Below are 24,656 nucleotides of genomic sequence, written 5' to 3'. Positions count from 1 at the left end.
GATTTGCCGTCTTTGGGCCCGTCCCCGCATGGCGCGACGGGTCTGCGCGACCTCCCGAGCACCGCCCCTCGCTGTCTCAGCCCTCGATGATCACGTAGCCGTCGTCGATGGCCGCGAGGGTGCGCGCGAGGGCCGCCTCGTCTGGGTGAGGTCCCGCGTCGGGCGCCCCAAAGAGGAACTCGCGGTAGCGGGGCAGGTCACGCATGGCCTGGGCATGCCCCTCGTTATAGGCGGCCAGGAGCCTCGCCTTGTCGGTGGTGCCCGAGCTTATGGGCATGTCGTCCGGGTACACGATGAGGCAGCGACCCTCGTCCGCGAGGCGCTCGATGCGCGTGAGCTCGCGGTTGTACCTCTCCCAGCGTGTGAGGAGGGCGTCCAGGAGGTAGGGTCGGCCGTGTGCGATGGCGCGGTAGACGCGGCGCTCCTGCTCGGTGGGAGGCTCCTTGCGGTAGCCGTGCGGGCGGGTCGCCACGAAGAAGAAGCGGTCGTAGCCGCCGCGCTCGGCCAGGTGCAGGGGAAGGCCCGCTCCCTCTCCCAGCCCGCCGTCCATGAAGAGCCGGCCGTCCACCGCCTTGGGGTGCATGACCCCCGGCAGGGTCGAGCTGGCGCGCACCTTGTCCACCATGTCGTACTTGTCGCGCATGTCGTCCTTTGTGAAGGTCACGCTGCGGCCCGTCCGCACCTCGAAGGCCTGGATGGCTACCTGGGCGGGGTTTGCCTGGAAGGTGTCCCAGTCGAAGGGCATGAAGCCGTCGGCGATGCATCCCTCGTAGAGGTAGTCGGCGTTGAAGTAGCCCTTGCCGCGCACCACCGAGCCAAAGCCCGCGATGGGTATACCCTCGGGCCTCATGCCCAGGAAAGCGTTGCGCGTGCGCGCGAGGTCACGCGAGCAGTAGTCGACCGTGTGGCTGGAGCCCGCGGAGATGCCGCAGACGAAGGGGAAGTGGATTCCCTGCTCCAGAAGGACGCGGGCGATTCCCGCGGTGTATGCGGCGCGATAGCCGCCGCCCTCGAACACGAGGGCGCAGCCCTCCACGTTGCAGCTGAGCTTCTTCATGCCGGTACCTCGCCTTCCTGGTGCTAGAGTCAGAGCCGCTGGCAAACGACGGGAGGCCGCCATGGCAAGGACCATCACTGACCCACGGGAGGCGGCAGCGGCGCTCGGCGCGCTCGTGAAGGGCGCGGGGAACACGGTCTTCTTCGGCGGCGCGGGCGTCTCGACGGCAAGCGGGATCCCCGACTTCCGAAGCGCCGATGGCCTGTACAACCAACACTTTGACTACCCGCCCGAGGTCATGCTTAGCCACGGTTTTTACGTGGAGCACACACGGGAGTTCTTCGACTTCTACCGCAGCCGTATGTGCGCCCCCGACGCCAAGCCAAACCAGGCGCACCTCAAGCTCGCCGAGCTGGAGCGCGAGGGGCTCGTCAGCGCCGTCGTGACCCAGAACATAGACGGCCTCCACCAGGCGGCAGGCTCGCGCAACGTGATCGAGCTCCACGGCTCGACCCATCGCAACGTCTGCCAGCGCTGCGGGCACGTCCACTCGCAGGAGTGGGTCCTCAAGACCGAGGGCGTCCCCCGCTGCGAGGCCTGCGGCGGGCCCGTGAAGCCTGACGTCGTCCTCTACGAGGAGGCGTTGGACGAGGCCGTCATCACCGCCGCCATCCGGGCGATTGCCAGCTGCGACCTCCTTATCGTGGGCGGCACCTCCCTGGTGGTCTACCCGGCCGCGGGGCTCCTGCGCTATTTCGGGGGAGACAAGCTGGCCATCTGCAACCTCCAGCCCACGCCCCAGGACGCGAGCGCGGACCTGGTCTGCGCCTGTGACATCGCCCGGGCCTTCGACTGGTAGGCCGTGGCCCCTCTCGCCCGGAATTCCCGTTCCGGGACTCGCCGGGCCAGGCCGAGCGGAAGGCCGGCCGCCGGGAGTCGCTACAATCACAAAGGAACACCCTGGGGGCGCGGGCGCGTCCCCCTCAGCCTTAGGGGAGGACCCGACCCATGCTTCGACAGGACTACTCGCTTTGGCGTTGCGGCCGTCACGAGATCTCGCTCTCGCGTCCCCGCATCATGGGCATCCTCAACGTCACCCCCGACTCCTTCTCGGACGGGGGAGAGAACCTCGACCCCAAGCTCGCGGTCGAGCACGCCCTCCGCATGCTGGACGAGGGCGCCGACATCATCGACGTGGGGGGCGAGTCCACGCGGCCCGGCCACGAGCCCGTGGCTGCCGACGAGGAGGCCGAGCGCGTCGTTCCCGTGGTCAGGGGCATCCTCGCCGCCGCGCCCAGCGCCATAGTCTCGGTCGACACGCGCCATGCCTCCGTGGCCAAGGTCTGCGTTCGCCTGGGCGCCTCCATCGTCAACGACGTCACGGGCTTCATCGACCCCGAGATGGTGCGCGTCGCCGCCGAGTCCGACTGTGGCTGCGTGGTCATGCATTGGAATCGCGGCAACGGGCAGTCCAGCCGCAAGTCCGTGCGCCTGGACAGCACTCCCGCGCGTGCGGTGGCGGCCCGCAGCGTCCAGGCGAGCGCGCGACGCTTCACCCTGCCCGAGGAGGCCCCCCTCATGCGCGAGATCATGGGCTTCCTGGGCGATCAGGCGCGCTCCCTCATGCGTGCGGGCGTTGCCCACGACCGCATCTGCATCGATCCCGGTCCGGGCTTCGACAAGGCGGCGGACCAGGACGTCGTGATCCAGCGCGCCACCCGCAAGCTCGTCTCCATGGGATACCCCGTGCTCACGGCCGTCTCGCGCAAGCGCATGGTCGGGGCTGTCTCGGGCGTGACGGACGCCCCAGCCCGCGATGCCGCCACGCTGGGCATCTGCCTGAGCGCCATCGAGTCTGGCGCGCGCATCCTGCGCGTCCACAACGTGGCCCTCACGGCCGAGGCGCTCAACTCCTACTGGGCGGTCAGCCGCGCCGACGCGCGGCAGGCCTTCGTCTCGCTGGGCTCGAGCGTGGGCGACCGCATGGACTACCTGAGCCGTGCCGTGGCGCTCATCAACGAGATACCGCTCACCTGCGTGGTGCAGGTGAGCCGCGTGTACGAGACCGAACCCGCCTACGGCATCAAGGTCCCGGTCGCCAACGCCGTGGCCGAGCTTCGCAGCGAGCTGCACCCCAGCGTCCTCATGGACGCCCTCCTCGGCGTCGAGGAGAGGCTCGGCCGCGTGCGCGACCCCGAGCAGGCGGGTCACGGCCCCAGGACCATCGACTGCGACCTCGTCTTCGTCGAGGACGAGGAGCACGCAGGGCGCAAGCTCACGCTTCCCCACGCGCACCTGGGCGAGAGGGACTACGTCCTGGTGCCTATGGAGGACCTCATGCACGACCCCGTCCGCTTCCTGATGCATGCCGGCGTGCCCGTCTATGCCCCCGAGGACCGCGTGGGGCATGTGGTGGGCGAGCTGGGCGAGCTTGACTGGCAGTAGGGGGGGCTGGCGTGGGGGAGCTCGAGCTCACGCTGAGGCCAAGGGTGCCCATGGGCTACCTGGTGGCCCTTCCCGCCGTTGCGAGCCTGGGCGTGATGGACGCGCTCGTCGATGCGGGGAACTCCGAGGCGGGTCTGCTCTGGCCGCGGGACGTCGCCCTCGTCCCCGCGGGAAGGCCTGCCTTCGAGCTGGACGGTCGCGGCGGCTACGACGACGGGGGCGTCTTCGTCCGTCTCGCCATAAGGCGTACCTTGGGCGATGGGGACGACGCCGCGATGCCTGACGACGCCGCGATGCCTGACGACGCCGCGATGCCTGACGACGCCGCGATCGAGCGGGCGGTGCGCGAGCGCGTGTCCATCTGGGAGGTGGATGTCGCGGCTGGGAGGTCTGCGGGGGGACCGTGGGCGGCGTTTCTCCCCGACTACTTCGACCATGAGCTCAGGATGGGCCGGGAGGTCGAGGTGACGTATCCCAACGGGCGCGTGATGGCGCGAGGGCGCCTTGCGGGCTTCGACATCTGGGGCCGGGCCACCGTCGTGGACGAGTCTGGACACGAGCTCGAGTTCTCTGCCGAACAGGCGCTCCTGAGGTCGCCCGACCGCGAGTAGGCAGTTGTCGGGCGGGGGCCTGCCCGCGTGGGCCCCAGGCCCTCTGCGGGCAAACGGCCCTTCCTAGCGCACGGCACGCTTGCGGGCGCGATGCTCCCAGATGAGTTTGATGCCGCGGATGGTGAGGTCGGGGTCGAGGGCGTCGAAGAGGTCGGTCGCCTTCGCGATCTCGCGCGAGAGCCCTCCCGTGCCAACCACCGTCGCATCGGGCTCGCCGAGCTCGTCCTTGATGCGCCTCACCAGGCCCTCGGCCTGTGCGGCCGCGCCGATCACGATGCCCGACTGCACGGCGGCCTCGGTGCTGTTGCCAAGGGCGCGTTCGGGCACCACCAAGGGGACGCTCGAGAGGCGCGCCGCGTGCGAGAAGAGTGCCCCGGCGCTCAGCAGCAGGCCGGGCATGATGGCCCCGCCCCTGAAGCGTCCGCGCGCGTCGACCACGTCGATGTTGGTCGCGGTCCCGAAGTCCACCACTATGACCGAATCGCCGTAGGCCTCGCGGGCGGCGACGGCGTTGGCGATGCGGTCCGCCCCCACCTGGGTGGGGTCGGGCATGTCCACCTCGATGCCGCAGTCGCGGCGGGGATCAACCAGCAGCACGTCCCTGGCATCCAGGACGTGTCCCATCATGTAGAGCCATTCCTGGGTGAGGATGGGAACCACGCTGGCAATGGCCACGTCGCTCACCTCGGAGAGGCTGCGGCCCAGCATCATGAAGTAGCCGTAGAGTCGCTCGTGGAGCTCGTCGGCGGTGTCGGTCTTGTCGGAGGCCATGCGCCATTGGCGGGCGAGCTGGTCGTCCGGACCAAAGAGCCCCAACGTGGTCTGGGTGTTACCTACGTCAACGACGAGCAGCATCTCTCCTCCTCGGATCCGCCTGCGCCCAACCAGTGTAGCGTGGCGGGACCGGGCGCCCCGCGCGTGGGCTTGCACCACTTTTCCACAGTCTTGGTATGAGAATGCGACCACTGTGGTAACCTAGCAAGGCTCAATTGTCCTGGCGTTTGCCTCGACACCCCTTGTCTGGTCGGAAACCAGGCCGAAAGAAGGAGTCCTGAAATGAAGCAAGGAATACATCCCGAGTACGTCGAGTGCACCGTTCGCTGCACCTGCGGCAACACCTGGAAGACCCGCGCCACGGTGAGCGAGATGACGCTTGACCTCTGTGACAAGTGCCACCCGTTCTACACCGGCCAGCAGAAGCTCGTCGACACCGGAGGGCGCGTCCAGCGCTTCTCCGACAAGTTCGGTGGAGCCGCCGCGGCCCAGCTTGCCAAGGCCCAGGCCGCCAAGGAGGCCAAGGCAAAGAAGGCCGCCGAGCAGGCTGCCGCTCGCAAGGCCGCTGCCGAGGCGAAGGCTGCCGAGAAGGCCAAGCGTGCTGCCGAGTACGAGAAGAAGGCTGCCGCCGACGCCGCCAAGGTCGTCGAGGAGGCCCCTGTCGAGGCCACCGAGGAGACCCCCGCCGCGGAGTAACCCCAGCTAGACCAGAGCAAAGGAGGAGAGGGACGGCACAGGTCGTCCCTCTCCTTTTGTGTGCCGTTGGGGGACGGCGCCACAAGACCCGAGAGGAGACGCGCATGAGCGAAGCTTCCGGCGAGCATGGCCTCGCCACCATCAAGACCGACGTGCTCATCATCGGGGCGGGCCCGGCGGGCATCTTCACCGCGCTGGGGCTCCTGCGCAAGGGAGACTCGCGTTCCATCACCATGGTGGAGAAGGGGCTCCCCGTCGAGCGCCGCTCCTGCCCCAAGGAGAAGACGGGCCACTGCGTGGGCTGCAAGCCCTGCCGCATCACCACGGGCTTCTCGGGCGCCGGCGCCTTCTCTGACGGCAAGCTCTCGCTGAGCCACGAGGTTGGCGGGGACCTGCCCACGCTCATCGGCGAGCGCCTCGCGCAAGAGACCATCGGACGCGTCGACCAGATTTACCTCGACTTCGGGGCCGACCCCCACATCGAGGGGCTCGAGCACCCGGAGGAGGTCGCCAACATCCGGCGTCGCGCCATCAAGGCGGGCCTCAAGCTGGTCGACTGCCCCATCCGCCACCTGGGGACCGAGAAGGCGCAAGAGATCTATGGCCGCATAGAGCGGACCCTCGTCGAGGGGGGCGTGCATATCCTCTTCCAGCACGAGTGCGACGAGGTCGTCGTGGAAGGGGGTGGCTGCCAGGGTGCCGTGGTGAGCGACGTCCATGGCGTCAGGACCCGCATCGAGGCGGGCGAGACGATCGTTGCCACCGGGCGCCGTGGCGCCGCCTGGTTCGACGACATGTGCGAGGCCCATGGCATCGCACACTCCGCCGGCCCCGTCGACCTCGGCGTGCGCGTCGAGGTTCGCAACGAGGTCATGGACGACGTCAACCGCGTGCTCTACGAGAGCAAGCTCGTGGGCTATCCAGACCCCTTCCGGAACAAGGTGCGCACCTTCTGCCAGAACCCGGGCGGCTTCGTGAGCCAGGAGAACTACGACGGCGACCTCGCAGTGGTCAACGGCCACAGCTACAAGGAGCGCAAGAGCCCCAACACCAACCTGGCCGTGCTCGTCTCGTTCAACTTCCGCAAGCCTTTCGACCAGCCAATCGTGTACGCGCGCAACGTGGGGAAGCTCTGCAACATGCTCGGAGCCGGGCACATCTTGGTGCAGCGCTTCGGTGACCTGCTCGACGGCAAGCGCACCTGGCCCAAGGAGCTCACTCGCTCCAACGTGGTGCCCACCCTGCCCGACGCCGAGGCGGGAGACATCAGCGCCGCCATGCCCTACCGCGCGATGATAGAGATCGTCGAGTTCATCAAGGCCGTGGACAAGGTGGTCCCGGGCTTCGCCGCCGACGAGACCCTGCTCTATGCGCCCGAGCTCAAGTTCTACAGCAACCGCGTGGGCATGGACGAGAACTTCGACACCAACGTCGCCCACCTGCACTGCTTGGGCGACTCCAGTGGCTGGACCCGCGGCCTCATGATGGCCAGCGTGATGGGCCTGCTCATGGGAGAGAGGCTCGCGTCCGAGTAGCACGGACCAAGGGACGGCGTGGGAGGGTGTGGCGTCGGGGTCCCGGCGTCACACCTTTCTCAGCACGAACTCGTCCTCGTAGCGCGCCGTCCTCTGGTAGGGGACGAGCAGGAAGCTGTCTTGGTAGTCGTGGGTGGAGACGAGCGTCGCCGTCGCGGCGGAGGGGTTCTGCGCATTCCCGAACTCGAGCCTCAAGCTCACGCTCCCTCGCACGTCGTCCGCGGTCTCGCAGTCGAAGACGAGGCCGTCGGAGCCGTCCTGGAGCGTGCCCGTGAAGGCCAGGGACTCGAGCGCGGAGTCCCCGTCGCAGCCCGTGCTGTCCCGCTCGGGCTCGGGATGGAAGTGCGCGACGCCGTCCAACGTGCCTGCGATCATGGTGGTGTCGCCGCTCGTCGCGACCTCGTCGATGCTTAGCCGAAGCCCGGCGTCCCGTCCGGACAGGCACTTGTGTCCGCTCGACGACTGGGTTCGGAAGCTGCCGGACCAGCTGCCCTTGAGCGGCTCGTATCCCAGCTCCTTCGCCCCGTCGCTCACGCTGACGTCGGTGAGCTCCCAGACGCCGCTTGCCGTGACGAAGCGCAGGGTCAGGCTTAGGTCGCAGTTTCGCGAGGCGAAGCCCTCCTGCTTGCTGCAGCGGACGGTCATCTTGTCGAGGCGTGCCGCGACGTCGAGCTCGTCGTTGGTGACGCTGGCCTCGCAGTCCCGGTACAGGTTGGCGAGGCTCTCTTCCCCGTCGTCGCCCTGCGAGTCGAGCCTCGCCTCGGCGCGGGTGAGGAGCGCTTCCAGGGACGCGAGCAGCTTCTGATGGTCGGGGCCGGAGGTCGGCCTCCAGCTCGCGGCTTGGGGGACGTCGATGGACTCCAGCTCCCATGACCCGTCGGACCTCTGGTAGAGCAGGATGGCATCCCAGCTCGCCTCGACACTCCCGTCCGAGTAGGTCACGGTGGTGCGGGCGGAGATGCCCCCAGACGCTTCGGTCGACTTCTCCCTGAGCTGCGCGTCCGTGGCAATGAGAACGCCGTCATGGTTCCAGGGTCCCCCGTCGTGCGTGGGGACGGGCGTGTGCGCGAGCGCGTCGGCCCTCACGCGCGTGGCGTCGGGAGTGCCTGCCATGACAGGACTCAGCAGCGTCCCCACCACCACGAGGAGCGCGATGGCGGCGCCGGTCAGGAGAGTGGCTAGGCGATGTGCGGCAAGAAGGGCGCCCGCTCGGGCGGCGCCTGCCCCGGCCCGGGCGACCAGGCCGTCCTCGGGGCGGGGGAGAGACCCCTCGCCCGCCCCATCGCGTCCGCCGGCCCTCGCCCGCGCGTTGGCGACGGTGGGCTGGAGTGCGGTCTTCTGGGCCTCAGCATCCGCGTCCCTCCCATCTGCCTCCCCGCCTTCGGGGCGGAGCCTCCCGCGGCCGTCCTCGTCCATCGCGCCTCCCGCCCTCGAGCCCGCTTCCTCCCCAGTCTGCCACAGGGCTGCCAGCGATGGCATCGTGTGCGCAGCGTGGGACGGGACGCCCGGCGGAATAGCCGCGGGTTTGCGGTGGTAGACTTCGTATCGCTGAACACGAACGATTCGCCCTGGCGGGCTGCGCCGCGGCGCGTGCAAGGAGTGACACCATGCGAGACAAGCTAGAGAAGCTCATCGCCGCGTACGAGGAGCTCGAGAAGAGGATGGTCGATCCCGACGTCGTCTCGAACCCCAAGGAGTACGCGCGCATCGCCAAGGAGCATGCCAACCAGGCCGAGCTCGTGGCGAAGGCCCGCGAGTACGTGCAGGCGCTCGACGACATCGAGGTCGCCAAGGAGATGCTGCACGACGCCGCGGACACTGACGAGAAGGAGATGCTCCAGGACGACATCTCGTCCAACGAGGCAAAGCTGCCCGGGCTCGAGGACCAGATCAAGGTCATGCTGATTCCCGGCGACCCCAACGACGAGAAGGACACCATCGTCGAGATTCGTGCGGGCGTGGGTGGCGACGAGGCCGGCATCTTCGCGGGCGACCTCTTCAACATGTACGAGCGCTTCGCCTCCGCCCGCAAGTGGAAGGTCGAGGTCCTCTCGTCCAGCCCCTCCGAGGCAGGTGGCTTCAAGACCATCGAGTTCAAGGTCACGGGCGACAAGGTCTACTCCGTCATGAAGTACGAGAGCGGAGTCCACCGCGTGCAGCGCATCCCCAAGACCGAGAGCCAGGGGCGCATCCAGACCTCCACGGCGACCGTCGCCGTCCTTCCCGAGGCAGACGAGATCGACATCCAGATCTCCCAGGAGGACCTGAGGATCGACACCTATTGCGCGTCGGGTCCCGGTGGCCAGGGCGTCAACACGACCTACTCCGCCGTGCGCATCACGCACCTGCCCACCAACACCGTGGTGCAGTCCCAGGACCAGCGCTCCCAGATCCAGAACCGTGAGGTCTGCATGCAGATGCTGCGCGCTCGCCTCTACGAGATGGAGCTCGAGAAGCAGCAGGCGGAGCAGGGTGCCTCGCGTCTCGCTCAGATCGGCCATGGCAACCGCTCCGAGAAGATTCGCACCTACAACCAGCCGCAGGACCGCGTGACCGACCACCGCATCGGCTTCAACGGGACCTACAACGGCGTGCTCCTGGGCGACACCCTGCCCAGCGTGATCGACGCCCTCGCGGCGGCGGAGCGTGCGGAGAAGCTCGCCCAGGCGGTGTGACGGGGCAAGGAACAGGAATTGGGTTCGCGTGGCGTCGGCAGGGTCGGCGCCACGCCCGTCTTGAGAGGAAGGACGATGGCGGAAGAAGCCTGGACGGTGGGCAAGATCCTGTCTTGGACCACGGGCTACCTCGAGCGCAAGGGGGACGAGCACCCTCGCCTCTCGGCCGAGTGGCTGCTCAACAACGTGACGGGACTCTCGCGCGTCGAGGTCTATACCAACTTCGACCGGCCCCTCACCCAGGAGGAGCTCGACGGGATGCACGATGCGGTCGTGAGGCGCGGCTCCGGAGAGCCCCTCCAGTACGTCACGGGCGAGATGCCCTTCCGCCACATAGTCCTGCGCTGCGAGCGCGGCGTCCTCATACCGCGGCCCGAGACCGAGGTCCTCGTGGACGTGGCCCTCGAGGGCGTCGACCGCGCGGTCGCGGCGGGCCACTCCGCACAGGTGCTCGAGCTTGGCTGCGGGACGGGCTGCATCGCCTGTTCCATCGCCTCCGAGCGCGAGGGGACGCGCGTCGTGGCGACGGACCTCTCGCCCCGGGCGGTCGCCCTCGCGGCGCGCAACCGCGACGCCCTTGGCGTGGGCCGAAGCGTCGACGTCATCGAGTGCGACCTCGCCTCTGGCGTCGACGAGGACCTCATGGGTGGCTTCGACGTGCTCGTATCGAACCCACCCTACATCCCCTCCGCCGTCGTCCCCACCCTGCCCGAGGAGGTCGTGGGCTACGAGCCCGGCCTCGCGCTGGACGGCGGCGAGGACGGGCTGGACGTCCTCAGGCGCATCCTCGAGCTCGCCCCCCGTGCCCTCAGGCCGGGAGGGCTCCTCTGCGTCGAGCTCTTCGAGGACAACGTCGCGACCGCGGCGGAGCTCTGCCGGTCCCAGGGGGGCTGGGCGTCCGTCGAGGTCCGCGAGGACCTCACCCACCGCCCCCGCTTCCTCGTCGCGTGGCGCGAGGGCAGCCTCGCCGAGGGCGGGGAGCTCTGCACGCCCCGGCGCGTCGTGCCGGTCGACCAGGACGACCCGTCCCCGGACGTGCTCAGGGAGGCCTCGCGCGTGCTCTCTGCCGGCGGGGTCCTGGTCATGCCCACGGACTCGGTCTACGGCATAGGCTGCGCCGCCACGCCGCAGAACCCGGGCCACGGGCGCATCTTCCAGATCAAGGGGCGCGACCGCGCCCAGACGCTGCCCTGGCTCGTCGCGGACGCAGAGGACCTCGAGCGCTTCGGCAGGGAGCTGCCCGCCTGGGCCCTTGCCCTCGCGCGCGAGCTCTGGCCGGGGGCCCTCACGCTCGTCGTCCGCGCGAGCGAGCTCGTCCCGCGGGAGTACGTCCTTCCGGGGGACGACACCATCGCCCTGCGCTGCCCCGACTCTAACCTCGTCAGGCGGCTTGCGCGCGAGCTTGGGGTGCCCCTGGCCACCACCAGCGCAAACACCCACGGCTCGCCGTCCGCCACCAGCGGTGACGCGGTCGAGGCGAGGCTCGTCGCCATGGCGGACCTCACGCTCGACGGGGGTCCCGCGCCCGTCGCCGTCGCGTCCACCATCGTCTCCTGCGTGGGCGAGAGGCCCGTCATCCTCCGCGAGGGGGCCATTCCGGCCGACGAGGTCCTGCGGGTCGCGGGGCTCTAGCCCCGCCGCTGGGCGGTACGGGCGGGCGCGGCGGCGCACGCCATGCCGCCCGCGCGCTATCCTCTCCCCTAGGGCCCCGAGGCGGGCACCCCAGACTTCGAGGAGAGGAGCGCCCCATGAGGGTTGCGATAGCATCTGACCACGCCGGGTTCGACCAGAAGCCCGCGCTGGCCGCCTACATCGCGGGGCGGGGACACGAGGTCATCGACCTCGGGCCTTCCCAGGCCCTGCGCTGTGACTACCCCGACTTCGCCGACAAGGTCGCGCGCAAGGTCGCTACCGGCGAGGCCGACCGTGGCGTGCTCATCTGCGGCACGGGCATCGGCATGGCGGTCACGGCAGACAAGGTCCCCGGCGTGCGGGCCGCGGTCATCCAGACGCCCCAGTTCGCCGAGCTCTTCCGCGAGCACAACGACGGCAACGTCCTCTGCGTGTCCGGACGCTTCACGCCACTTGCGACCAACGAGGAGATCGTGGACAAGTTCCTCGACACCGAGTTCGCAGGCGGACGCCACGAGGGCCGGGTCGCCAAGGCCATGCGCGAGGACGACCCGAGCTTCGCCGGCGTGCCCGAGGACCTGGACGTCCAGGGGTAAGGGCGTCTTGCGTCCGTGCCCTGGGCTCCACCTGAGATAGAATCAAGCGCGAACACGTTCAGCAAGAGGAGAAGGGTCCCTCACATGGAGTTCGACGAGAAGCGCCTGACCGTCATCGACCACCCGCTGGTGCAGCACAAGCTGCACATCCTGCGCGACGAGAACACGAGCACCAAGCAGTTCCGCGAGCTGGTGAGCGAGCTGGCCATCTTCGAGGGCTACGAAGCGATGAGGGACTTCCCCCTCGAGGACGTCGAGGTCAAGACCCCGCTCGAGACGACGATCTGCAAGCGCATCGCCGGCAAGAAGGTCGCGATCATCCCCATCCTTCGCGCCGGCCTCGGCATGGTGGACGGCATCCTGAGCCTCGTCCCCTCCGCGCGCGTGGGCCACGTGGGCATGTACCGTGACCCCGAGACCCACGAGCCCCACCAGTACTACTGCAAGTTCCCCCAGGACATCGAGAACCGCACCTGCCTCATCGTCGACCCCATGCTCGCGACGGGCGGCTCGCTCACCGCGGCCATCCAGTTCCTGCGCGAGGCAGGTGTTAAGGACGTGCGCGCCCTCACGCTGGTCAGCGCCCCCGAGGGCGTCAAGGCAGTGCTCGACTTCGATCCCGAGGTGCGCCTCTACACTTGTGCCCTCGACCGCCAGCTGAACGAGAACGCCTACATCCTGCCCGGCCTGGGCGACGCGGGCGACCGCATCTACGGCACCAAGTAGGGCTTCCCGCGGCATCCGTGCGCCGCAGGCGGTGCGCTTCACGGTACTGACACAGTTCGGTCGGCATGACATTTTGTATAGAAGCTGGTAGGGCGCCCATCCCACTCCTCGGAGCAGGCAAGGGGCGCCTTTCCCAAAGACAAGGCTCTGGTTTTTCGCAGTGGCAGAGACTAGAATCCAGACGTTTCGCGTTACGCGCCCGGAGGTCGGCCATGGGAGTGCCCATAGCAGCGCTTTTTGGCCTTGCCGTCGGTGCGGTCGGCGCGATTCCGGGCGCTCTGCTGTTTGAGGGGGTGCATCGTTGGGGTAAGAAGCCAGATATGGCACTCGGCGTCGCGGGCGTGCTCCTCTCGTTTGGCACCATGTCCTGCGCCATCGCGGTGGCCTATCTGGTCGACAGGGAGAACGTCTTCTCGTTTGGCGTCAGCGTCGTGGCGACCTTCCTCGCCATCTGGACGGCAGAGAGCGTACGTGCCTGGCACGCGGCAAACCCGCGCGACGGACAAGGCGGGTAGCCGCGCCGGCAGCCGCTGACGAGGCGAGAGGGAAAGGACAGGACAAGTGGACGCGCTTTCCAAGTTGCCCGAGGCCATGGATGAGCTTCTCGACGGCTTCATGACCCATGCCATCGTCGGTGACACGACGGTCGGGCTCACCAACTACATCTTCTGGATGTGCGTGGCCCTCGCCCTCCTGCTCGTCGTCATCTTCGTCTTCAAAAGGAAGCAGGCGTCGAGCCTCGTTCCGCAGGGCACCTTCGTCAACGGCATGGAGTACGTCGTCGAGTTCGTCCGCGACGACATGTGCAAGTCCATCCTGGGTGACACCTGGAAGAAGCACTTCCCCTTCCTCGCCGCCCTCTTCTTCTTCATCGTCTGCAACAGCATCGTGGGGGTCATTCCCGGCTGCCATCCCGGTACGGGCACCATCGGTGTGACCGCCGCGCTCGCGCTCTGCTCCTTCGTCTACTTCGTCGTCCTGGGCTGCAAGCGCCTCGGCGTGATCGGCTACATCAAGAGCCTCGCCCCCGAAGGCGTGTCGTTTCCCATGAACGTCCTCGTCTGGGCCATCGAGCTCGTCTCGACCTTCCTGCGCCTGATCACCCTGGCCGTCCGACTCTTCTGCAACATGTTCGCCGGGCACGTGGTCATGGGGACCTTCGCCATCCTCGCCTCCCTCTTCGTCCAGCCCCTGCTGCAGGGCTTCTCCGCGGCGGCGCTGGGTCAGGCTGGCGCATCCATCTTCTGGGTCCTGCTGCTCCTGATTATCTACATCGTCGAGATTCTGGTGGGCATCATCCAGGCGTACGTCTTCACGCTCCTCTCGGCCGTCTACATCCAGCTCGTCGAGAGCGAGTAGCCCCAACATAGGGCATCCAGCGGGGCCACGCCCGCTCGTGCATAGCAAGTCATGGTACTCGTCCCGTCCCGGGGCGAATGACAAAGGAGGAATCGTGGGAGTTATCGGATACGGTCTTGGTGTTATCGGCGCGGGTCTTGGCATCGGCCTGGCAGCGTACGGCGCCACTACCTCCATGGCACGTCAGCCCGAGGTTCAGGGCCGTCTGTTCACGACGTTCATCCTCGCGTCCGCCTTCGTCGAGGCCCTGGCACTGATCGGCTTCGTTGTCACGCTCATCGCTAAGTAGCGAGGCGTGCCGCAGGTACGCGCAAATCGCTAGTTGGAGGCATTCATGAGCAAAGACATACGGGTTGCCGGAGGAGGGGCGGTCGTCGCCGTCACCGCGGGTGCGGCGACGCTTCTGACGCCCGCCTTGGCTCTGGCGGAGTCGCCCAGCGGAGCCGACCTCCTGCTGCCGAAGCCCGCCGAGTTCGTACCGGCGCTCATCGCGTTCCTCATCATCTGGGTCGTTCTCGCGAAGCTCGCGTGGCCCTCGATCCTCTCGATGATGGAGCAGCGCCAGCAGAAGATCCAGGACGACCTCGACGCGGCCGCACGGTCCAAGGCGGAGGCCGCAGAGAGCGCAAAGAGCTACGAGGCACGCATCCTCGAGGCGAACCACGAAGCCGACGCGATCATCTCCCGTGCCAAGCGCGAGGCGGAGGAGGAGCGCTCCCAGATCCTCGCTCGCGCCCAGCGCGACGCGAGCGACGTCATCGCAAAGGCGCACGGCGCCGTCGACTCCGAGCGTCGCAAGGCGATGATCGAGCTCTCGAGCTCCGTCGTCGACCTCTCGGTCGAGATCGCGAGCAAGATAATCGGCAACGACCTCAGCGAGGACGAGCAGCGCAAGCTGGCCGAGAAATACCTCGCGGAAGTGAGTGCCCCAGATGAGCACTAAGCGCGGCGAAGACGAGAAGATCGAGGCGTATGCCAGGGCTCTCATCGAGGCCGGCCGCAGCGAGGGAAGGGCCAACGCCGACCTCGTCCAATGGCAGCATGCGCGCAAGTTCTCCCCGGAGGTCCTCGAGACCCTGAGCGCCATGCACGAGAGCGACGACTTGGGACTGGTGGACAAGGTAGCCCGGCAGTACAAGGAGATTCTGGACAGCGAGGACAACACCGTCTCGGTCACCGTGACCACCTCGGTCCCGATGGACGACGAGCTGCGCGCAAAGGTCAAGGCGAAGGCCGAGTCCGACCTCAAGGCGCCGGTGTACCTCGTCGAGCGCGTGGACCCCAGCATTCTTGGAGGCATCGTGTTCGAGGCGCGCGGCAAGCGCTTTGACGCCTCCGTGAGGGCCCAGCTTGCGAACATCCGCAAGACGCTCTCCTCAACCTTCATCGGAAGTGATGAGCAATGACAGACAAGATCAGCTCCGTCGAGATTATGGACACGCTGCGAACGCAGCTCGCCCAGATCAACGCGACGGTCGACATGCAGGAGGCCTCGGTCGTCACCGAGGTCGGAGACGGCATCGCGCACGTCTCGGGGCTCAAGACCGCCATGGCGGGCGAGCTCCTGCAGTTCACGAGCTCGGCCACGGGCCGCAGCGTCTACGGCCTCGCCCAGAACCTGGACGAGGACGAGGTCGGCGCCGTCCTCTTCGGTGACGTCGACGCCATCAAGGAGGGTGACGAGTGCCGCACCACCGGCCACGTCATGGACATCCCCGTGGGACAGGCCATGCTCGGCCGCGTCGTGAACCCCCTCGGACAGCCCATCGACGGCATGGGTGCGATCGACACCGCGCATCGTCGGCCCATCGAGTTCAAGGCGCCAGGTATCATGGAGCGCCAGCCTGTCTGCGAGCCCGTCCAGACCGGTCTTCTCGCCATCGACGCCATGGTCCCCATCGGACGCGGCCAGCGCGAGCTCATCATCGGTGACCGCAAGACGGGCAAGACGGCCATCGCCATCGACGCCATCGTCAACCAGCGCGAGACCGACATGGTCTGCATCTACGTCGCCATCGGCCAGAAGGCGTCTACCGTCGCAGCGATTAGGGAGTCCCTCGCACGGAGGGGCGTCCTGGACAAGACGATCATCGTCGCCGCCACGGCAGCCGACTCCGCCCCCATGCAGTACATCGCCCCCATGGCCGGAGCCGCCATCGGCGAGTTCTTCATGTACAACGATGCCAACGGGAACCCCGCCGACGCCGAGCATCCCGGCGGGCACGTCCTGGTGGTCTACGACGACCTTTCGAAGCAGGCGGTCGCCTACAGGCAGATGTCGCTCACGCTGCATCGTCCGCCCGGACGCGAGGCCTATCCTGGTGACATCTTCTACCTGCACTCTCGCCTGCTCGAGCGTGCCTGCAAGCTCTCCGATGCCAACGGCGGCGGGTCGCTCACGGCGCTCCCGATCATCGAGACCCAGGAGGGCGACGTCTCGGCTTACATCCCCACTAACGTGATCTCCATCACCGACGGCCAGATCTACCTGCAGTCGAACCTCTTCTTCCAGGGCCAGCGCCCTGCGGTCGACGTGGGCATCTCCGTCTCGCGCGTGGGTGGTGCCGCGCAGCTCAAGTCCATGAAGCAGGTGGCGGGCACGCTGCGCCTCGACCTCGCGAGCTATCGAGAGAAGCAGGCCTTCTCGCAGTTTGGCAGCGACCTCGACGCGACGACGCAGTACCAGCTCAACCACGGTGCCCACATGATGGAGCTGCTCAAGCAGCCGCGTTATGCCGCACTCGACGTGGCCGACCAGGTCATCTCGATCTTTGCCGCCAAGGAGGACTTCCTCGACGACATCGACCTCGAGCACGTGACGCTCTTCCGCGACAAGCTCGCCGCTTACATGGCCGAGCGCCATCCGCAGCTCCGCGCGAGCCTCAGGGACAAGAAGATCGACGACGAGACGGGCGAGCGCATCAAGGCCCACATCGCGCACTTCAAGGAGGAGTTCCTCCTCGAGCACCCCAACAGGGGTCAGGCGACGAACGTGGAGGAGCTTGCGGAGGACGTCGCAAGCGACTCTGCCGAGCCTTCGTCGGGGAAGACGCGGGGGTAGGCCGGCATGGCGAACCTTCGTGAGATATCGCGGCGCATGAGCTCCATCCGGAGCACCATGCAGATCACGCGCACGATGGAGATGATCTCCACGGCACGCATCCACAAGGCCCTCAGCAAGGCCGAGGAGGCGGGGCCCTACAAGGAGGCCATCACCAACATGCTGGCAAACGTTGCCAGCGCGGGCTTCGACGAGTCGCAGCCTCTCCTTGCGCGTCGTCTGAGCGAGAGGAACGTGCTCTTCGTGCTCGTCGCGTCCGACCGCGGCCTGGCGGGAGGCTTCAACATCCTCCCGCAGCGCTCGGTCGAACGCCAGATGCGCGATCTGCAGAAGCGTGGCATCGGCGCGTCGGTCATCACGTGCGGGCGCAAGCCCACGGAATACTTCACGTATCGCAAGATACGTCCCGTCCTCTCGTTCGTCGGCATGTCGTCCGAGCCAAGCCGCGACGAGGCCGATCGCATCGCCTCCTACGTCATGGACGGTTACGCGTCGGGCAGGTTCGACCGTGTCGAGCTGGTCTACTGGCACGCCAAGAACCGCGTGGACCAGACGCAGGTGAGCGAGAGGCTGCTTCCCGTCACCCGCGAGCAGCTCATGATGCCCAATAAGCCGCGCACTCCGGAGGCGATGAGCAAGGTCGAGCACGCCGCGTACACGGACTATGCGTTCGAGCCCTCCGCCAGCGAGGTGTTGGGCTACCTCATGCCGGCCTATATCAGGACCGTCATCTATCACGCCCTGCTCGACTCCGCAGCAGCGGAGCACGGCGCCCGCAGGCGGGCCATGCAGTCCGCCACGGACAACGCCAAGGAGGTCCTCGGCTCCCTGAGCCGCACCTACAACCGCGAGCGCCAGGCAAGCATCACCACCGAGCTGAACGAAATCATCGGCGGCGCTTCCGCATTGGAGGACAACTAATGTCAGAGACAACAGCGCAGGCGCGCTCCCTCCTCGAGGAGGCCACCTACAACCAGATGAACAGGAGCGTCGGCACCGGCACCATCGTCCGCATTGTCGGCCCCGTCGTCGACGTCAAGTTCGACGGCAAGGTCCCCAGCATCTACACCGCCCTCGTCGTGGATGACATGACGCCGGTGGGCGAGGTGCACACGGTGCTCGAGGTGGAGTCGCAGCTGGCTGGCGGCGTCGTCCGCGCCGTCGCCATGTCCTCGACCGATGGCCTGCAGAGGGGCCTCAAGGTCAAGGACACCGGGCATCCCATGATGATGCCGGTCGGCCCCTCCACGCTCGGCCGCGTCTGGAACGTCATGGGCGACCCCGTGGACGGCAAGGGCGTGCCAGACGACGTCCAGTACTACCCCATTCACCACCCCGCCCCGGCCTTCGACGAGCTCACCACCCAGACCGAGATCTTCGAGACGGGCATCAAGGCAATCGACCTGCTCGAGCCCTACGTCCGTGGCGGAAAGACCGGCCTCTTCGGCGGCGCCGGCGTGGGCAAGACGGTCCTCATCCAGGAGCTCATCAACAACCTCGCCCAGGAGCACGGCGGCACCTCGGTGTTCACCGGCGTCGGCGAGCGCACCCGCGAGGGCACCGACCTCTTCCTCGAGATGACGGAATCCGGCGTCATCGAGAAGACCTGCTTGGTCTACGGGCAGATGAACGAGCCGCCTGGAGCCCGCCTGCGCGTCGGGCTCGCCGGCCTGACCACCGCCGAGTACTTCCGCGACCAAGGGCAGGACGTCCTTCTCTTCATCGACAACATCTTCCGCTTCTCGCAGGCGGGCTCCGAGGTCTCGGCGCTGCTGGGACGCATGCCCTCCGCCGTCGGCTACCAGCCCACGCTGGCAACCGAGATGGGTGACCTGCAGGAGCGCATCACGTCGACGAAGGAGGGCTCGATCACCTCGGTCCAGGCCGTCTACGTTCCTGCGGACGACCTCACCGATCCCGCGCCCGCCACGACCTTCACGCACCTCGACGCGACCACGGTCCTCTCGCGCTCCATCACCGAGCTGGGCATCTATCCGGCCGTCGACCCGCTTGCGAGCTCGTCCTCGGCGCTTGACCCCAGCATCGTCGGCGAGGAGCACTACCGCGTGGCCATGGCTGTCCAGGAGACCCTCCAGGAGTACTCGGACCTCCAGGACATCATCGCGATCCTGGGCATGGACGAGCTCTCCGAGGAGCAGCAGCTCGTCGTCGCCCGCGCGAGGAAGATCCAGCAGTTCCTCTCGCAGTCCTTCCATGTGGCAGAGAAGTTCACGGGCAACCCCGGGACCTACTGCTCCGTCGACGACACCGTCCGCTCGTTTGCCGCGATCGTGGACGGCAAGTGTGACGACCTGCCCGAGCAGGCCTTCCGCTATGCCGGCACCATCGAGGACGTGCGCGAGCGCGCTGCCAAGATGAGCGCGGAGAGCGCGGAGTAGGAATGCACATGGCAGAGCTTAACTGTCAGTTCGTCAGGCCCGACCGGCTCCTCTACGAGGGGCCGGTCTCCAGCCTGGTCCTGGTGACCCACAGCGGAGAGCTGGGCGTCTGGCCCGGCCATGCCGCCGAGATCTGCTCCTTGGGAGATGGCGTGGTGAGGTTGCACGCGACCCCGGAGGATGGTGGGGGAGAGGTGCGCGTCGTCATCTCCGGCGGCTACGCCGAGATTGATGACAAGAGCGTCATCATCCTCGCCGACCATGCACGTCGCACGGACGACATCGAGCCGGACGTCGTCCGTGACACGCGGCAGGACGCCATGGACTCGCGTGACGCCCTTCCCGAGGGAGACCCGCGTCGCGCATACTATGAGAACAAGATCAAGTGGTGCAACCTCCTCCTGAAGCATGCGGCTGGGGACGAAGAGGCTGCCTCATAGCCTGGGAGGGCGCTTTGGAAGTCATCGAGGTCGAGGGGGGCTACCCCATTGCCGGCGAGGTCACGGTGGAGGGGGCAAAGAACTCCGCCCTGAAGCTCATGGCGGCCACCATCATGGCCCCTGGCGTCACGACCCTTACCAACGTGCCCAACATCTCTGACGTCCACGTCATGGGAAAGGTGCTCAAGTACCTTGGCGCGCACATCGACGTCAGGGGCGAGCACGAGCTCGTCATCGACACCTCCGACGTCAACCGCTGGGAGACCCCGTATCACCTCGTGGCCCAGATGAGGGCATCGACGGCGGTGCTCGGTCCCCTTCTCGCCCGCTTCGGCGAGGCCGTCGTCGCCATGCCGGGTGGCTGCAACATCGGCGCCCGCAAGATCGACATGCACATCCTGGGCCTGGAGGCCCTGGGCGTGAGCTTCGACATCGACCACGGGAACATCCACGCCACCACGCCCGACGGCCTGGTGGGGTCTACGGTCACCCTGGACTTCGCGAGCGTCGGTGCCACCGAGAACCTCATGATGGCGTCGGTCCACGCAAGGGGGACCACGACCATAGACAACGCCGCCCGTGAGCCCGAGATCGTCGACCTCGCCAACCTCCTCAACGAGATGGGCGCCAAGGTGCGCGGCGCCGGGTCTCCCGTGATAGAGGTCGAGGGGGTGGGAGAGCTCCACCCCGTCAACCATCGGGTCGTTGGGGACCGCATCGAGGCGGGCACCTTCATTGCGATGGCCGGCCTCTGCGGGGAGCCCGTCACCGTCCGGGGCTTCGAGCCGGTCCACCTCGGGCTGGTCCTCAAGAAGTACGAGTCCATGGGCATCGGCATCGCGCGCGGCGAGCACTGCTGCACCGTGAGCCGTTCGCACCCCCTGCGCTCGGTCGACATCCAGACCCTGCCCTTTCCCGGATTCCCCACCGACATGCAGGCGCAGACGATGTGCCTCCTTGCCCAGGGGAGCGACTCCTGCGTCATCACCGAGAACGTCTTCGAGAACCGCTTCATGTTCGCGAGCGAGCTCCAGCGCATGGGCGCCGACATTCGCATCGAGGGGCACCATGCCATAGTCCATGGCGTTCGGCGATTCTCGGGTGCCGAGGTGCGTTCGCCCGACCTCAGGGGCGGAGCGGCGCTCGTCATGGCCGGCCTTGTCGCGGATGGCATCACGACGGTGTCCGACATCCATCACATAGACAGGGGCTACGAGAACTTCGTTCCCAAGCTCCAGGCGCTCGGCGCGCGTGTCAGGCGTCTTGCGGTAGAGAAGCCGGACGGCGACGAGGAGTAGCCGGCGACCCCGCTCGCTTGCCCGCCGAAGCCCCGGACGACGCCTTCGTCCGGGGCTTCGGCTTTGCGTCGGGTGGGCTCTCGGCCCGCTCGGCCGACTCGACGGTCGCAAAAAATGGCCCCAAGGCCGACAATTGGGTATAAGTCAGAAGCGTCTAAGTCTTAACGTCGTCCCCACTCGCAACGGAGGGCAGCATGCCAAGACCCACTGAAGGCGAGCGCCACGCGCTCACGATGGCCAACGAGGACTACCTCGAATCCATATACCGCATCATGACCGAGACTGGCGAGACCGAGGGCGTCCGCTCCGTCGACGTCGCCGACCAGCTCAAGGTCTCCAAGGCGAGCGTCAACAAGGCCATCGCCACCCTCAAGGAAGCCGGCTACGTGGAGCAGAACCGCTACGGCCGCGTCCAGCTCACCAAAGAGGGCACCGAGTACGCCGCCCACGTGTGGAAATGCCATCGCATGATTCGAGCCTTCCTGCAGCGCGACCTTGGGGTCGATCCCGAGAGGGCTGATGCCGAGGCCTGTCTCATGGAGCACGCACTCTCGTATGACACCCAGCAGAAGTGGCTGGGATACCTGGAGAAGCAGGGCATCTCCGTGGAGTAGTCCCGATCGTCGCAAAAACCGTCATCGAAAGGACAGGCAGATGAAGGCAGTCATACCGGCAGCAGGACTGGGGACGCGCTTCCTTCCCGCGACGAAGAGCATGCCCAAGGAGCTCCTGCCGGTGCTCAACAAGCCCGTCATCCAGTACGTCGTCGAGGAGGCGCTGGAGCCCGAGGGCGTGGACGAGGTCGTCATCATCAATTCCAAGGAGAAGCCCCAGATCGAGGCCTACTTCTCCGTCGACGGCGGCTTCGAGTCAATGCTGCGAGAGAGGGGCAAGGACAGCGAGGCGGACGCCGTGCACCAGGCAGGCAGCCTTCCCGTTTCCTTCGTGTACCAGAACGAGGCCAAGGGGCTCGGGCACGCCGTCCTCTGTGCGCGTGATGCCGTGCCGTCGGACGAGCCCTTCTTCGTCCTGCTCGGCGACTACTTCGTGCCCGACCGCAAGATGTGCGTGAACATGGCGGAGGTCTCGCGCGCGCATGGTGGCGCCTCGGTCATCGCCGTCGCCCCCGTGCCGGCAGACCAGGTGAGCCGCTACGGCATCGTCGGTGGCGAGTGCGTCGGGTGCCTGCCGGGCTGCGACGCCTCCGGCGAGGAGGAAGGGGCCGTCTGGAGGGTCACGGGCATGGTTGAGAAGCCCGCGCCAGAGGATGCGCCCAGTCACCTCTTCATCGTCGGCCGCTACCTCCTGAGCCCTCGTGTCATGGAGCTCCTCGCCACGCAGGGTCCTGGCGCTGGCGGAGAGATCCAACTCACCGACGCCATGGTGCGCCTTCTCGAGAAGGAGGAGATGTACGCGCTGGTGGTGGACCCGAGCGAGGGTTGTGATACGGGCACGCCTGCTGCTTGGGCCGCGACTAACGCGCGCGTCGCGCTCGCCGACCCCGCTTCCAGGGCGGCGTTCGTGGAAGCGCTCGGCCCTCGTGCCGCAAAGTCCCTGGCCTAGGGCAAAGCAGGCCACATGCGGCAGGTGCATCTGGGTCCCAATGGCTGGTTGGCCAGATATGACGAGGGGTTTGACGAGACGGGCGTAGCCCGTCTCGTGGGAGGGCTCGGCCTCTTTTGGGCGAGCGCCTCTCCCGCGGCGACGGTCCTCGTGGGCTATGACTCGCGCAGGGATTCGCCCGAGTTCGCCCGCCTTGCAGGTGGCGTCCTGGCTTCGTTCGGACTCAACACGGTTGTGTCAGACGCCCCCTGCCCCCTGCCCGCGCTTTCATGGGAGGCGGCGCGTAGGAAAGGCTGCGTCGGCGCGGTCATGGTCACGGGGAGCGAGGCCTCCTGCGAGTACGGTGGCATACTCGCGCGGGGCGCGGACGGTGGCCCCCTTGCGCAGACGTTCGTGGAGGAGGCCGACGCGCTCGTCACGTCCATGCCCGCCTTCGACTTGGGCAAGACGACGAGCGGCGACTTCACAGAGGCCTATCTCCTCGCCCTTCGGTCTCGCATCGACCAGGGCAAGGTCTTGAGCTCGCGTCTCAAGGTGGTGGTCGACCCCATGTACGGTCCAGGCCGAGGGGTTCTTTCCGGCCTGCTCCACTCGCTGGGCTGCGACGTGAGAGAGATTCACGCGGAGGAGTCCGAGACGATTGGCGGAATCCATCCCCGTGCCTGCGAGCCATGGGTCGACGATTGCGAGGCTGCGGTCGTCGATTCGGAGGCGGACCTGGGAATAGTGCTCAATGGTGACTGTAGTCGCTGCGCGATTGTCGACGCGGAGGGCAGGCTGGTTTCGCCTCATCACATGGTTCCGCTCGTGCTCGAGCACCTCGTGCACGACAGGGGCCGGCGAGGTCGTGTTGTGGGAACCCTTTCCTGTTCCGCGCGGCTTGAGCGGCAGGCGCGTCGGCTCGGATGTCCCTTCACCTTGGTTCCGGTCGGCTTCCAGCGAATCTACGAGGAAGCGCGCGAGGGCGACGTGCTTCTTGGCGTGGAGGAGTATGGGGGAATGGCGTTCCCCTCCTTCTTTCCGGGCAGGGATGGCCTGCTTGCCGCGCTCTATCTCATAGAGATGGTTGCAACGCGCAAGGTTGGCATCAGAGCCTTGGTAAACGAGCAAGTGGAGAAGATCGGCCATATGGACTACCGAAGGAAGGACCTGCGGCTCGAGCCTGCGGCGGTCCAATCGTTCAGGAATGTCCTGCCAGGACTCAATCCACACGTGGTCTGTGGCGAGGTGCCTCGCGAGGTCAGCCACGCAGACGGGCTGAAGCTGACGTTCGCCGACGACTCCTGGCTCTCGATTCGCCCCTCAAGGTCGAGCTCGGTGGTTCGCATCTGCGCCGAGGCGAGTGACATCGTCCGCCGGGACGAGCTGATCGATGCGGCATGCGAGATTGCGAGAAGGGGCATGCACTCGATGGAATGACGCCGCCGACCAGCGACGGGCATTCGACAGGAGGGGGAGGTCCCGGGGGGCCTCCCCCTCCTCGCGTTTCCGGGGCCCCGGCCCGCGCGGGGAGGGGAATGTGTGGGATTGGTGGAGGGTCGCCGCCGCGCCCCCGAGGCCCTCCCGGATGCGTATAGTTAATTCCCGCGCCGCGAGCCGAGGCCCACGGCGGCGAACCTTGAAAACCGGATACTGCGATCGAAAGATCGACGAAAGACAGCGAATGAGCGAAGTTCGAAATGAAGTTCTCGAACGTCAATTCGATACCAAGCGAATCCAGATCAGCGGGATTCGGCCGGGTCCGGACCTCTTCCATTGAATCTTCCCCGGGGAGACCCGGGGGTGACTCGAACCGAGAGTTCGATCCTGGCTCAGGATGAACGCTGGCGGCGCGCCTAACACATGCAAG

General features: G+C 67.1%; 25 protein-coding genes. 22 read left to right on the top strand and 3 right to left on the bottom strand.

Annotated elements, in window-relative coordinates; all coding sequences use genetic code 11:
- Positions 1-76: 76 nt before the first annotated feature.
- Positions 77-1,057, bottom strand: a complete 981-nt coding sequence (locus Q5923_RS03975; protein ID WP_062531463.1) for a patatin family protein — start codon at positions 1,055-1,057, stop codon at positions 77-79.
- A gap of 61 nt (positions 1,058-1,118) precedes the next feature.
- On the opposite strand from Q5923_RS03975, the gene Q5923_RS03970 reads away from it, so the two are divergent.
- From Q5923_RS03970 to Q5923_RS03960, 3 genes are all read left to right on the top strand, one after another.
- The gene (locus Q5923_RS03970) at positions 1,119-1,856 is read left to right on the top strand and encodes an NAD-dependent protein deacylase (protein WP_009278196.1); all 738 of its coding nucleotides are present in this window, start codon (positions 1,119-1,121) and stop codon (positions 1,854-1,856) included.
- Positions 1,857-2,005: 149 nt separating this feature from the next.
- Positions 2,006-3,442, top strand: a complete 1,437-nt coding sequence (folP, locus tag Q5923_RS03965) for a dihydropteroate synthase (RefSeq protein ID WP_062531462.1) — start codon at positions 2,006-2,008, stop codon at positions 3,440-3,442.
- An 11-nt stretch (positions 3,443-3,453) separates the two neighbouring features.
- On the top strand, positions 3,454-4,053 hold the full coding sequence (locus Q5923_RS03960; protein WP_303132280.1) for a hypothetical protein: 600 nt from the start codon (positions 3,454-3,456) through the stop codon (positions 4,051-4,053).
- A gap of 63 nt (positions 4,054-4,116) precedes the next feature.
- Here Q5923_RS03960 and Q5923_RS03955 read toward each other — a convergent pair whose 3' ends face one another.
- On the bottom strand, positions 4,117-4,908 hold the full coding sequence (locus Q5923_RS03955; protein ID WP_009278193.1) for a type III pantothenate kinase: 792 nt from the start codon (positions 4,906-4,908) through the stop codon (positions 4,117-4,119).
- 201 nt (positions 4,909-5,109) lie between these two features.
- On the opposite strand from Q5923_RS03955, the gene rpmE reads away from it, so the two are divergent.
- Together rpmE and Q5923_RS03945 are read left to right on the top strand one after the other, a co-directional pair.
- On the top strand, positions 5,110-5,523 hold the full coding sequence (rpmE, locus tag Q5923_RS03950; protein WP_062531459.1) for a 50S ribosomal protein L31: 414 nt from the start codon (positions 5,110-5,112) through the stop codon (positions 5,521-5,523).
- Between the two features lie 104 nt (positions 5,524-5,627).
- Positions 5,628-7,058 (top strand): NAD(P)/FAD-dependent oxidoreductase, encoded by a 1,431-nt coding sequence (locus Q5923_RS03945; RefSeq protein ID WP_062531458.1) that lies wholly within the window; start codon positions 5,628-5,630, stop codon positions 7,056-7,058.
- Between the two features lie 48 nt (positions 7,059-7,106).
- Here the strand turns inward: Q5923_RS03945 and Q5923_RS03940 are convergent, their stop codons facing one another.
- Positions 7,107-8,474, bottom strand: a complete 1,368-nt coding sequence (locus tag Q5923_RS03940; RefSeq protein WP_062531457.1) for a hypothetical protein — start codon at positions 8,472-8,474, stop codon at positions 7,107-7,109.
- A 191-nt stretch (positions 8,475-8,665) separates the two neighbouring features.
- Here Q5923_RS03940 and prfA point away from each other — a divergent pair, with 191 nt between their 5' ends.
- The 17 genes from prfA (at position 8,666) to Q5923_RS03850 (ending at position 24,226) form a co-directional block, all read left to right on the top strand.
- Positions 8,666-9,733 carry a peptide chain release factor 1 gene (gene prfA, locus Q5923_RS03935; protein WP_062531456.1) on the top strand — a complete coding sequence of 356 codons (1,068 nt, stop codon included), beginning with the start codon at positions 8,666-8,668 and terminating at the stop codon, positions 9,731-9,733.
- A gap of 75 nt (positions 9,734-9,808) precedes the next feature.
- Positions 9,809-11,365 (top strand): peptide chain release factor N(5)-glutamine methyltransferase, encoded by a 1,557-nt coding sequence (prmC, locus tag Q5923_RS09560; protein ID WP_062531455.1) that lies wholly within the window; start codon positions 9,809-9,811, stop codon positions 11,363-11,365.
- A gap of 116 nt (positions 11,366-11,481) precedes the next feature.
- On the top strand, positions 11,482-11,961 hold the full coding sequence (rpiB, locus tag Q5923_RS03920) for a ribose 5-phosphate isomerase B (protein WP_303132275.1): 480 nt from the start codon (positions 11,482-11,484) through the stop codon (positions 11,959-11,961).
- A gap of 84 nt (positions 11,962-12,045) precedes the next feature.
- Complete coding sequence (gene upp / locus Q5923_RS03915; RefSeq protein WP_062531454.1) at positions 12,046-12,687, top strand: uracil phosphoribosyltransferase; 642 nt, start codon at positions 12,046-12,048, stop codon at positions 12,685-12,687.
- Between the two features lie 320 nt (positions 12,688-13,007).
- A complete protein-coding gene (locus Q5923_RS03910) occupies positions 13,008-13,202 on the top strand; it encodes a hypothetical protein (protein ID WP_040656693.1) in 195 nt (64 codons plus the stop codon).
- Between the two features lie 46 nt (positions 13,203-13,248).
- A complete protein-coding gene (atpB, locus tag Q5923_RS03905; RefSeq protein ID WP_009278184.1) occupies positions 13,249-14,046 on the top strand; it encodes a F0F1 ATP synthase subunit A in 798 nt (265 codons plus the stop codon).
- Positions 14,047-14,140: 94 nt separating this feature from the next.
- Positions 14,141-14,335: an ATP synthase F0 subunit C gene (gene atpE / locus Q5923_RS03900; RefSeq protein ID WP_009278183.1), complete on the top strand. Its 195-nt coding sequence runs from the start codon at positions 14,141-14,143 to the stop codon at positions 14,333-14,335.
- 45 nt (positions 14,336-14,380) lie between these two features.
- On the top strand, positions 14,381-14,989 hold the full coding sequence (atpF, locus tag Q5923_RS03895; RefSeq protein ID WP_009278182.1) for a F0F1 ATP synthase subunit B: 609 nt from the start codon (positions 14,381-14,383) through the stop codon (positions 14,987-14,989).
- Positions 14,979-15,452, top strand: coding sequence for a F0F1 ATP synthase subunit delta (locus Q5923_RS03890; RefSeq protein ID WP_009278181.1), 474 nt, complete (start codon positions 14,979-14,981; stop codon positions 15,450-15,452). Before atpF ends, Q5923_RS03890 begins: the two co-directional genes overlap by 11 nt.
- The gene (atpA, locus tag Q5923_RS03885) at positions 15,449-17,107 is read left to right on the top strand and encodes a F0F1 ATP synthase subunit alpha (RefSeq protein WP_009278180.1); all 1,659 of its coding nucleotides are present in this window, start codon (positions 15,449-15,451) and stop codon (positions 17,105-17,107) included. The genes Q5923_RS03890 and atpA overlap by 4 nt, the downstream gene beginning before the upstream one ends.
- Positions 17,108-17,113: 6 nt before the next feature.
- Positions 17,114-18,028, top strand: a complete 915-nt coding sequence (gene atpG, locus Q5923_RS03880; protein ID WP_062531453.1) for an ATP synthase F1 subunit gamma — start codon at positions 17,114-17,116, stop codon at positions 18,026-18,028.
- The gene (atpD, locus tag Q5923_RS03875) at positions 18,028-19,506 is read left to right on the top strand and encodes a F0F1 ATP synthase subunit beta (RefSeq protein WP_062531452.1); all 1,479 of its coding nucleotides are present in this window, start codon (positions 18,028-18,030) and stop codon (positions 19,504-19,506) included. Before atpG ends, atpD begins: the two co-directional genes overlap by 1 nt.
- A gap of 8 nt (positions 19,507-19,514) precedes the next feature.
- A complete protein-coding gene (gene atpC, locus Q5923_RS03870; protein WP_009278177.1) occupies positions 19,515-19,946 on the top strand; it encodes an ATP synthase F1 subunit epsilon in 432 nt (143 codons plus the stop codon).
- Between the two features lie 14 nt (positions 19,947-19,960).
- Positions 19,961-21,244 (top strand): UDP-N-acetylglucosamine 1-carboxyvinyltransferase, encoded by a 1,284-nt coding sequence (gene murA / locus Q5923_RS03865; protein ID WP_062531451.1) that lies wholly within the window; start codon positions 19,961-19,963, stop codon positions 21,242-21,244.
- A 194-nt stretch (positions 21,245-21,438) separates the two neighbouring features.
- Positions 21,439-21,858, top strand: a complete 420-nt coding sequence (locus Q5923_RS03860) for a metal-dependent transcriptional regulator (RefSeq protein ID WP_009278175.1) — start codon at positions 21,439-21,441, stop codon at positions 21,856-21,858.
- A 40-nt stretch (positions 21,859-21,898) separates the two neighbouring features.
- Complete coding sequence (locus Q5923_RS03855) at positions 21,899-22,807, top strand: UTP--glucose-1-phosphate uridylyltransferase (protein WP_062531450.1); 909 nt, start codon at positions 21,899-21,901, stop codon at positions 22,805-22,807.
- Positions 22,808-22,822: 15 nt separating this feature from the next.
- Positions 22,823-24,226: a hypothetical protein gene (locus tag Q5923_RS03850; protein ID WP_062531449.1), complete on the top strand. Its 1,404-nt coding sequence runs from the start codon at positions 22,823-22,825 to the stop codon at positions 24,224-24,226.
- Positions 24,227-24,656 lie beyond the last annotated feature (430 nt).

Source organism: uncultured Olsenella sp., from assembly GCF_959602185.1.
Taxonomy (GTDB): domain Bacteria; phylum Actinomycetota; class Coriobacteriia; order Coriobacteriales; family Atopobiaceae; genus Olsenella_I; species Olsenella_I phocaeensis.
Note: the sequence above shows the minus strand (reverse complement) of the source record. Positions and strands in the feature narration are given on the sequence as shown.

Coding starts and splice junctions, on each gene's coding strand:
- Q5923_RS03975 (WP_062531463.1), bottom strand. CDS start 1,057: ATGAAGAAGCTCAGCTGCAACGTGGAGGGCTGCGCCCTCGTGTTCGAG.
- Q5923_RS03970 (WP_009278196.1), top strand. CDS start 1,119: ATGGCAAGGACCATCACTGACCCACGGGAGGCGGCAGCGGCGCTCGGC.
- folP (WP_062531462.1), top strand. CDS start 2,006: ATGCTTCGACAGGACTACTCGCTTTGGCGTTGCGGCCGTCACGAGATC.
- Q5923_RS03955 (WP_009278193.1), bottom strand. CDS start 4,908: ATGCTGCTCGTCGTTGACGTAGGTAACACCCAGACCACGTTGGGGCTC.
- rpmE (WP_062531459.1), top strand. CDS start 5,110: ATGAAGCAAGGAATACATCCCGAGTACGTCGAGTGCACCGTTCGCTGC.
- Q5923_RS03945 (WP_062531458.1), top strand. CDS start 5,628: ATGAGCGAAGCTTCCGGCGAGCATGGCCTCGCCACCATCAAGACCGAC.
- Q5923_RS03940 (WP_062531457.1), bottom strand. CDS start 8,474: ATGGACGAGGACGGCCGCGGGAGGCTCCGCCCCGAAGGCGGGGAGGCA.
- prfA (WP_062531456.1), top strand. CDS start 8,666: ATGCGAGACAAGCTAGAGAAGCTCATCGCCGCGTACGAGGAGCTCGAG.
- prmC (WP_062531455.1), top strand. CDS start 9,809: ATGGCGGAAGAAGCCTGGACGGTGGGCAAGATCCTGTCTTGGACCACG.
- rpiB (WP_303132275.1), top strand. CDS start 11,482: ATGAGGGTTGCGATAGCATCTGACCACGCCGGGTTCGACCAGAAGCCC.
- upp (WP_062531454.1), top strand. CDS start 12,046: ATGGAGTTCGACGAGAAGCGCCTGACCGTCATCGACCACCCGCTGGTG.
- Q5923_RS03910 (WP_040656693.1), top strand. CDS start 13,008: ATGGCACTCGGCGTCGCGGGCGTGCTCCTCTCGTTTGGCACCATGTCC.
- atpF (WP_009278182.1), top strand. CDS start 14,381: ATGAGCAAAGACATACGGGTTGCCGGAGGAGGGGCGGTCGTCGCCGTC.
- Q5923_RS03890 (WP_009278181.1), top strand. CDS start 14,979: ATGAGCACTAAGCGCGGCGAAGACGAGAAGATCGAGGCGTATGCCAGG.
- atpA (WP_009278180.1), top strand. CDS start 15,449: ATGACAGACAAGATCAGCTCCGTCGAGATTATGGACACGCTGCGAACG.
- atpG (WP_062531453.1), top strand. CDS start 17,114: ATGGCGAACCTTCGTGAGATATCGCGGCGCATGAGCTCCATCCGGAGC.
- atpD (WP_062531452.1), top strand. CDS start 18,028: ATGTCAGAGACAACAGCGCAGGCGCGCTCCCTCCTCGAGGAGGCCACC.
- atpC (WP_009278177.1), top strand. CDS start 19,515: ATGGCAGAGCTTAACTGTCAGTTCGTCAGGCCCGACCGGCTCCTCTAC.
- Q5923_RS03860 (WP_009278175.1), top strand. CDS start 21,439: ATGCCAAGACCCACTGAAGGCGAGCGCCACGCGCTCACGATGGCCAAC.
- Q5923_RS03855 (WP_062531450.1), top strand. CDS start 21,899: ATGAAGGCAGTCATACCGGCAGCAGGACTGGGGACGCGCTTCCTTCCC.
- Q5923_RS03850 (WP_062531449.1), top strand. CDS start 22,823: ATGCGGCAGGTGCATCTGGGTCCCAATGGCTGGTTGGCCAGATATGAC.